Raw genomic sequence first — 7809 nt, 5'->3', positions numbered from 1 at the left:
GACCTGCAAGATAGCCAACCAGATCATCGTCGCGCTCAACATAGAAGCCGTTGCCGAAGCGCTTGTTTTTGCCAGCAAAGCGGGCTGCGATCCGGCGAAGGTCCGAAGCGCGCTGATGGGCGGCTTCGCCTCGTCCCGCGTGCTCGAAGTGCATGGCGAGCGCATGATCGCCCGCACCTTCGCGCCGGGCTTCCGCATCCGCTTGCACCAGAAGGATCTCAACCTCGCGCTCGAAAGCGCCCGCGCGCTTGGAGCCGCCCTGCCGAGCACGGCGCTGGCGCAGCAACTGATGAATGCCTGTGCGGCCCGCCCGGGCGGCGCGGAAGCAGACCACTCGTCGCTCGTCCGGGCTCTCGAGGTCCTGAGCGATCATGAACTGTCAAACGGAAAGGAATAACCGATGCGCGGAACCGGCAAGGCCGATGTCTTCGTCATGCTGGCCCATCCCGTGGGCCACGCGAAAAGCCCTGGCATCTTCAACGAGATCTTCGAGCAGAAGGGGTTCGACAGCCTGATGGTGCCGCTGAGCTGCCGTCCGGAAGACTTCGATACTTTCTGGGCCGGCATCACGGCGGCGGAGAACATCCGCGGCGTCATCATCTCGGTGCCCTATAAGGTCCCGGTCTACCACAAATGCGCCGCCGCCCACGATCGCGCCGCGCGCGTGCAGAGCGCGAATTCCGTGCGCCGGCAGGCGGACGGCACCTGGTATGCCGACAATTTCGACGGCGTCGGCTTCATCGACGGCTTGAAGGCCGGCGGACACCGGATTGCCGGCCGGCGCATCCTCCAGGTCGGCGCAGGCGGTGCGGGCGCATCGCTGACCTACTGCCTCGCCGAGGAAGGCGCGACGGAGATCCGCCTCGCCGACATCGACAGGGAACGCGCGCAAAAGCTCGCTTCGCTGGCCAGCAGGTCGTTCCCCGATTGCCGCATCGAGGTCGGCGAACCCGATCCGTCCGGAATGGACATGGCGATCAACGCGACGCCCTCCGGGCTGAAGGCCGGCGATCCGCTGCCGATGGATGTGAACAAGCTGACGCCGGAGATGACCGTGGTCGACATCATCATGGAGCCGGCCGAAACGGCCCTGCTCAAGGCGGCGAAAGAGATCGGCTGCCGCATCCAGCCCGGACGCCCGATGATGGATTTCCAGGTCGAGGCCATGGCCGCATTCTTCGACATCGAGCGAAAGGAGCGCCACAATGGCTGAGGCTTCGACCGCGGTCGTCATCGGCGGCACGTCCGGGATCGGCCGCGCTATTGCGGAGCGCTTCGCCGAGGAAGGCTACCAGGTGGTCGTCGCAGGCCGGGACGCGAGCCGCGGCAAGGAAGCCGCCGAGGCCTGCGAGAGCGCCGGCGCCCCACGCGCCGTGTTTGTCCAGACCGATGTCGGCGATCCCGCTTCCGTCGAGGCGCTGGCGCAAGACGTCAGCAATGCGTTCGGCACCCCTCATGTCGTGGTCAACTGCGCCGGCATCCTGCAGAGCGGCAAGCATGTGCTCGACCAGGACCTCACCGAAGACGAGCAGATGTGGCGGATCAACTATCGCGGCACGCTGCTTGGCTGCCAGTTGTTCGGCCGGCTGATGTCGGCCGCCGGACGCGGCGCGATCCTCAATGTCGGCTCGCTCGCCTCCTTCGCGCCGCTGTCGCTTCCGGCCTACACGCCCGGAAAGCATGCGGTGCTGGCGCTCACCCAGATCCTGGCTGCCGAACTCGGCCCGCATGGAGTCCGTGTGAACGCCGTAGCGCCGGGCTATACCCTCTCCGACGGGCTGAAGGCCAGGATCGCCAAGGGCGAACGCAACCCGGAAGCGATCCAGGCCACCACCGCGCTGCGCCGCTTCGTCGAGCCGCGCGATGTCGCCGAGGCGGCGCTGTTCCTCTGCTCCGACCGTGCCGCCTCGATCACCGGCGTTACGCTGCCCGTCGATGCCGGCTGGCTCGTCCAGGCGCCGTACGCGCAGTACCTGCAGGGCAACCCCATCCGGCCGACGCCGGCAATCTGACGAGGAAGAACCAGTGGGCGATATCCAGCGCTTCGACTTCGACACCCGCATCCATCATGGCGTTATCCACAACGGCACGCTCTACCTGACCGGCCAGGTTGCCAGGCCGGGCCAACCGGCGGCCGACCAGATGCGCGAGGTGCTCGCCAAGATTGATGCGCTGCTCGCCGCGGCAGGCACCGACAAGACCCGCATCCTCCACGTCCAGATGTGGCTGGACGACGTGCGGGATTTCGACGAGGTCAATGCGGTCTGGGACGCCTGGATGCCGAAAGAGCATGCGCCGGCACGCTCTTCCGGCGAGGGGCGGATGGCCAAGCCCGGCATGCTGGTCGAACTGATCGTCACCGCGGCGGTTTGAATGGTCTCGCCGGTTCGGGCATCATCCCGAATCTGAACTTGAACGGCCCTAGTCTGGACTTGAACGGAAGGCCTGAATGACGAAGCGCAAGCCGCTTTCCACCCTCGTGGCGGAGAGCCTGGCAAAAAAAATCCGCTCCGGTGAGTTGCAGCCGGGCGCGCAACTGCCGACCGAGGCGGAGCTTTGCGCCGAATACGATGTCAGCCGCACCGTCGTGCGCGAAGCCGTGGCGCGGCTGCGCTCCGAGGGCATGGTGGTGCCGCAGCAGGGACGCGGCATGTTCGTCAGCGAAACGCCCGTGCCGCGCAATTTCTCGATCCCGGACGAGGCGCTGAGAACCTTGCCGGAAACCATCGCCTTGCTCGAGCTCAGGTTGAGCGTCGAAGTCGAATCCGCCGGGCTATGCGCCGAACGCCGCACCGACAAGGAGGCGAGCGACATCCGTGCCATGATGGATGACATCGACGCGCAGCAGGCGGACCCGGCAGCCGTCCAGATCCACTACGACTACGATTTCCACCTCGCGATCGCCAAAGCCGCGCGCAACGAATTCATCCATGGCTTCCTGGCCTATCTCGGACCGATGATCGTGCCGCGCTTCCAGCTCGGCTACGTCGTCGAGCCAGCGCTGAAGGACAGCTATTACGCGCGCATCCACAGCGAGCACAAAGCCATCGTCGATGCCATCGAACGACAGGACGGCGGCAAGGCTCGCCAGGCCATGCGCAAGCATCTGCACAACAGCCTCGGGCGCGTTCGAGCCCTGGCGCGGGCTTCCGGAGTCGAGGCGACCGACGCGGAGCAAAAGGCCGCCGCAGCCTCGCTCTTCACCGAAATGAAAAGGCCTGCACCAACGGCCGGGTAAGGCGCGACGGGGTCGATCTTTCGAGTCGGCACCGAATGCGACCTGCTGTGCATAGCGAAAGCCGTGTTTTTGTTCCACCGACGACCGGGAATCCTCTCCCGCTCGCCGAAGACATCATTTTCCCTTGGTTCGCAGCGTGGGAGGCCGCGCAGGCAGCGTGGAACGTTTGAACTGCCGGAAAGGCTCTCGAAAGTTTATCTTTCCTTTTTGCTGCTTTTCTTGGTTTCGCGTCACCGGTCGAGGCCGCAGACTGAAGATCAGGCAATAAGGGGAAGCCCACGTGACGACAGCCTTCATCACAGGTGCGACGAGCGGCATTGGGCGAGCCATCGCCATCGCGTTGAGCGACGCCGGCTACGACGTCTATGCGGTCGGCCGCAGCCAGGCCGCGCTGAAAGAACTGCAGGCCGAGCGTCCGGGCATCCTGCCGATCGCCGTTGACGTTACCGACCGCGAGGCTTTGGAATCGGTCCTGGCCGATCTCACAATCGATGTACTGATCAACAACGCCGGCATCATGCCGCCGCTCGGCAATTTCGCCGACATGACGATCGCAGACATCGACACCACGTTGGAGGTGAACCTCAGCGCGGCGATCCTGCTCACCCGCCTCGTCGTGCCGCAGATGCGCGAGCGCCAGTCCGGCCACATCTTGTTCACCGGCTCCACCGCCGGCCACGCGGCCTATTCCAACATCGCCGTATATTCGGCCACCAAGGCGGCGATCTCCGGCTTTGCCGCTGCCTTGCGCGCCGACCTCTCGCCGTCCGGCATACGCGTCACCGAGATCGTCGCCGGTCGGGTCGAGACGCAGCTCTACAAAGGCGTCCTCGACGCCGACGCCCGGGCGGCGATGTACGCCGGAAAAGTAGTGCAGCCGGACGACGTGGGCAGGATGGTCGTCGCTGTGCTGGCGCTCCCCGCATGGGCCGACGTTACCCGTTTCGACATCATGCCGACCTGGCCGACCTCGCCCAGCGGCACCAAGTAAGGAAAACTGCAATGAAGGATCTTTCCGTTCTGATCGTCGGCGGCGGCGCCGGCCTTGGCGCCCTTCTCGCCCGCATGGCTGTGGAGGCCGGGGCGGCAAAGATCGCCATCATCGACATCAACCAGGAAGCCGCTGAGAGCGCTCTCGACGCGGCGAAAGCCAAGGGCCTGCCCACGGCTGCCGCAGCTTGCGACATCCAGGTCGGACCGCAGTGTCACGCCGCCTTCGACGCCATTGTCGCGAAGCTCGGGCGCGTCGACACGCTGATCAATTGCGCCGCGATCTATCCTCGGCGTCCGCTCCTCGAGATCACCGACGCCGAGTGGGACGCCTCCAACGGCATCAACATCAAGGGCACGTACCACATGATGGTGGCGGCCGTTCGCCACATGCAGTCGCAAGAGCCAAAAGCGCATGTGCGTGGAAGGATCGTAAACCTCACTTCCGTCGACGCCTTCAAGGCGCATCCGCAGAACGCCCATTATGCGGCGACCAAGGCCGCCGTCGTCAGCCTCACGCGCTCCTTTGCCCATCACGTCGCCAAGGACGGGATTTTGGTGAATTCCGTCGCGCCCGCCGGCATGGCCACCGAGAAGGCCAAGGCGCTCGGTTTTCTCGAGGAATTGGCCAAGGCAAGCCCGCTCGGCCGCGGCGCCGAGCCGACCGAGATCGCCGAGTGGGTGCTCATGACCGGCGGCCCGAAGAACACCTATATGACCGGTGAAAACGTAATCGTCTCAGGCGGTTACATCTACGCCTGAACCGATTTTCAGAAGCCGGCGGCGTCTGAAATCCAGCAGTGCATGATCAACGGAGTCACGAACGAAAGGAGGCGGACTTCACGATGACCGGCAAGCTTCGCCTTCCTTCGCTCAATGCGCTTCGCGTCTTCCACGCCGTCGCACAGCACAAGAGCTTCCGGCAGGCCGCCGACGAGCTCCTGGTGACGCCGCAAGCCGTCGGTCAGCAGATCAAGCTTTTGGAAGACACGCTGCAGGTGACGCTGTTCGAGCGCAAGGGGCGCTCGATCGAGCTGACTGAGTCGGCGATCTTGCTCTCGCACTATGTCAAAGCCGGCTTCGACGAATTTTCCGAAGGCGTTCGCCGCGTCACCAAATCGAACTATCGGGACCGCATCAATCTTAATGCGAGCCCCTACTTCGCAACGCACTATCTGCTGCCCAGGCTTTCATTGTTCCGCGAGATCCTGCCGGGCGCTGATCTGCGCCTGACGACGATGGTCGACCTGCCCGATTTCGGGCGTGACGACATCGATATGACGGTGCAGTGGGGCTATGGCAACTGGCCGGACTACGAGACCACGCTGCTGGTGCCGGACCCGAAGATCATATGCTGTACCCCGGCGATCGGCGAGAAGATCAAGTCGGCGCAGGACCTGACGCGGTTCACGCTGCTCGACACCGTCAAGTCGAAGCGGCTGTGGCCCGACATATTGCGGCACCTCGGAGTGGAACTGGCTGAAGGCGACCGCAGCATCGGCTTCGATGACGCCGCCACCATGCGCCGTGCGACGCTCCAAGGCATCGGTGTCGGCCTGGTTTCCGTCATCGATGCCGAGGAGGACTTCAGGTCGGCCGCGCTGGTCGCGCCACTTGGCCGTGAAGCCCTCTCGGACATGAAGCCGGAAGAAGTCCCCGGCTTCTACCTCGTCATGCCGCGCGGGCATCTGCGCGTGAAGGCGGTGGCCGCCCTGCATCGCTGGCTCGTCCAGCAGGATTGGGGCAGCGACCTCAAGCTTTCTCTGCCGAAACCGACACCGCTCTCCGACTAGGAGCGGCTTCGCGACCGAGGGCCGAAGCGTGTTTCGGGCCTCCAACAACAAGAACAAGTGAACCTCAACAGTGGAGACAACAAACATGAAAATGATGAAATGGGGGGCCGCAGCCATGGCCCTTGGCCTGGTTCATTTTGCGGCGCCGGCCGAGGCGGCGGGCGGGAAGACATTGGAAACCGTGAAGGCGCGCGGCGTGCTCAACTGCACGGGCCATGACGGCTCCTATCTCGGCTTCGCCGAGGTAGACGACAAGGGCAACTGGAAGGGCATGGACATCGACCTCTGCAAGGCGGTGGCGACCGCCGTGTTCGGCGACCCGGCCAAGCTGAAGATCGTCCCGATCAGCTGGGCGCAGCGCTGGCCGTCGCTGCAGTCGGGCGACGTCGACATCATCATCAAGGCGTCGGGCGGCACGCTCAGCCGAGATACCGAGCTCGGCCTGCAATACTCGATGTCCTATTACCTCGGAACGACCAAGGTGATGGCGCATAAGGAGCTCAATCTGAAGTCGCTCAAGGACGCCGATGGCGGCTCGATCTGCATCCCCGCGGGGACGACCATCGAGCAGCAGGTCGCGGCCTATGCGCAGAAGGTCGGGATCAAGCTGGAGCCTGTCGTCATCGAAAAGACGGAAGAGCTCGAGCAAGCATACTTTTCGGGGCGCTGCGACATGTATGCCCAGTGGGGGCCAGTTCTCGCAATCGCGCGTGTCGCCAAGGGCAAGGTCGACGACCACGTGATCCTGCCCGACGTGCTCGCCGTCGAACCCGAGGTCATGATCGTGCGGCAAGGCGACGACAACTGGGTCGACGTCGCCAACTGGACGCTCTCCGCCCTGCTCTTCGCCGAGCAGGAAGGCATCACGTCCAAAAATGTCGATGAGATCAAGGCCAAGCCCACGTCGCCGGCAGTTGCCAAGTTCCTGGGTGCCGCGCCAGGCATGGGCAAGGGTCTCGGACTTCCTGACGACTGGGCCTACAACGTGATCAAGAAGGTCGGCAATTACGGCGAGATCTTCGATCGCGATCTCGGCAAGGAGTCGCCCTACAAGATGGATCGCGAGCTGACCAACCTGTGGAACAATGGCGGCGTCCTGTTCCCGCTGGTGATCGACTGACTCCACCTCTCAACGCAGCTCGCTCTGAGCTCCGCCTGGCACCGCCAGGCGGAGCCGGCGACAATTCGGGGACGACCATGATGGTCAGCCTGCTAAGAAATCAGAGGGTCCGCAATACGCTTTTACAGGTTCTTTATGTCGGCTCGCTTGCTGCGATGATCCTTGCCTGCGTGATGATCGCCCGGCGGAACCTGGCGCAGCAAGGCATCACCTCCGGCTTCGACTTCCTGTTCAAGTCGACGGGCTGGGATGTCAACTTCTCGCTGCTGCCCGCCACCGCCAACGACCCCTACTGGTGGTTCTTCCTCATCGGCGTCATCAACACGCTATTCCTGGGATGCACCGGGCTGATCCTGGCGACGATCGTCGGCACCATTGTCGGCCTGGCGCGGACCTCCTCGAACGAGCTGGCGCGGCTGCTTGGCCGCACCTATGTCGACATTTTCCGCAACATCCCGCTGATCCTCCAGGTCTTCTTCTGGTACGCCGTCATTACGCATCTGCCGACGCCACGCGCCGCGCACGAGGCCTTCGGCATGCTGCTGACCAGCCGCGGCCTCTATGTCCCGGTCCCCAATGTCGGCGGCGTCGCGTTTGCGGCAGCTTTCCTTGCTGTAATCGCCGCGGTCGCGCTGCCGGTTTGGCTGGGCCGGACCACGCGCCTCAGC

At 64.2% G+C, this 7809-nt stretch carries 10 protein-coding genes; all 10 read left to right on the top strand.

The window, feature by feature from the left end; translation table 11 throughout:
- The coding region (locus tag EOA49_RS28725; RefSeq protein WP_164749306.1) for an NAD-binding protein at window positions 1-397 on the top strand (397 nt) is incomplete at its 5' end.
- A gap of 3 nt (window positions 398-400) precedes the next feature.
- A complete protein-coding gene (locus tag EOA49_RS28720) occupies window positions 401-1213 on the top strand; it encodes a shikimate dehydrogenase (protein ID WP_127243497.1) in 813 nt (270 codons plus the stop codon).
- On the top strand, window positions 1206-2012 hold the full coding sequence (locus EOA49_RS28715) for an SDR family oxidoreductase (RefSeq protein ID WP_127241746.1): 807 nt from the start codon (window positions 1206-1208) through the stop codon (window positions 2010-2012). The genes EOA49_RS28720 and EOA49_RS28715 overlap by 8 nt, the downstream gene beginning before the upstream one ends.
- A 13-nt stretch (window positions 2013-2025) precedes the next feature.
- Window positions 2026-2373 carry a RidA family protein gene (locus tag EOA49_RS28710; protein ID WP_127241747.1) on the top strand — a complete coding sequence of 116 codons (348 nt, stop codon included), beginning with the start codon at window positions 2026-2028 and terminating at the stop codon, window positions 2371-2373.
- Between the two features lie 76 nt (window positions 2374-2449).
- The gene (locus tag EOA49_RS28705) at window positions 2450-3238 is read left to right on the top strand and encodes a FadR/GntR family transcriptional regulator (RefSeq protein WP_164746953.1); all 789 of its coding nucleotides are present in this window, start codon (window positions 2450-2452) and stop codon (window positions 3236-3238) included.
- Between the two features lie 280 nt (window positions 3239-3518).
- Complete coding sequence (locus EOA49_RS28700; protein WP_127241748.1) at window positions 3519-4229, top strand: SDR family oxidoreductase; 711 nt, start codon at window positions 3519-3521, stop codon at window positions 4227-4229.
- 11 nt (window positions 4230-4240) lie between these two features.
- Window positions 4241-4990, top strand: coding sequence for an SDR family oxidoreductase (locus tag EOA49_RS28695; protein WP_127241749.1), 750 nt, complete (start codon window positions 4241-4243; stop codon window positions 4988-4990).
- A gap of 83 nt (window positions 4991-5073) precedes the next feature.
- Window positions 5074-6021, top strand: coding sequence for a LysR substrate-binding domain-containing protein (locus tag EOA49_RS28690; RefSeq protein WP_127241750.1), 948 nt, complete (start codon window positions 5074-5076; stop codon window positions 6019-6021).
- Between the two features lie 85 nt (window positions 6022-6106).
- Window positions 6107-7141: an amino acid ABC transporter substrate-binding protein gene (locus EOA49_RS28685; RefSeq protein ID WP_127241751.1), complete on the top strand. Its 1035-nt coding sequence runs from the start codon at window positions 6107-6109 to the stop codon at window positions 7139-7141.
- A 77-nt stretch (window positions 7142-7218) separates the two neighbouring features.
- A partial coding sequence (locus tag EOA49_RS28680; RefSeq protein ID WP_245460828.1) for an ABC transporter permease subunit occupies window positions 7219-7809 on the top strand: 591 nt, incomplete at its 3' end.

It is taken from the genome of Mesorhizobium sp. M1A.F.Ca.IN.020.04.1.1, assembly GCF_003997315.1.
Classification (GTDB): domain Bacteria; phylum Pseudomonadota; class Alphaproteobacteria; order Rhizobiales; family Rhizobiaceae; genus Mesorhizobium.
Note: the sequence above shows the minus strand (reverse complement) of the source record. Positions and strands in the feature narration are given on the sequence as shown.

Bases quoted from the DNA above. Each gene is read 5' to 3' on its own strand.
- EOA49_RS28685 (WP_127241751.1), top strand. From the start codon at position 6,107: ATGAAAATGATGAAATGGGGGGCCGCAGCCATGGCCCTTGGCCTGGTT.
- EOA49_RS28720 (WP_127243497.1), top strand. From the start codon at position 401: ATGCGCGGAACCGGCAAGGCCGATGTCTTCGTCATGCTGGCCCATCCC.
- EOA49_RS28705 (WP_164746953.1), top strand. From the start codon at position 2,450: ATGACGAAGCGCAAGCCGCTTTCCACCCTCGTGGCGGAGAGCCTGGCA.
- EOA49_RS28695 (WP_127241749.1), top strand. From the start codon at position 4,241: ATGAAGGATCTTTCCGTTCTGATCGTCGGCGGCGGCGCCGGCCTTGGC.
- EOA49_RS28690 (WP_127241750.1), top strand. From the start codon at position 5,074: ATGACCGGCAAGCTTCGCCTTCCTTCGCTCAATGCGCTTCGCGTCTTC.
- EOA49_RS28715 (WP_127241746.1), top strand. From the start codon at position 1,206: ATGGCTGAGGCTTCGACCGCGGTCGTCATCGGCGGCACGTCCGGGATC.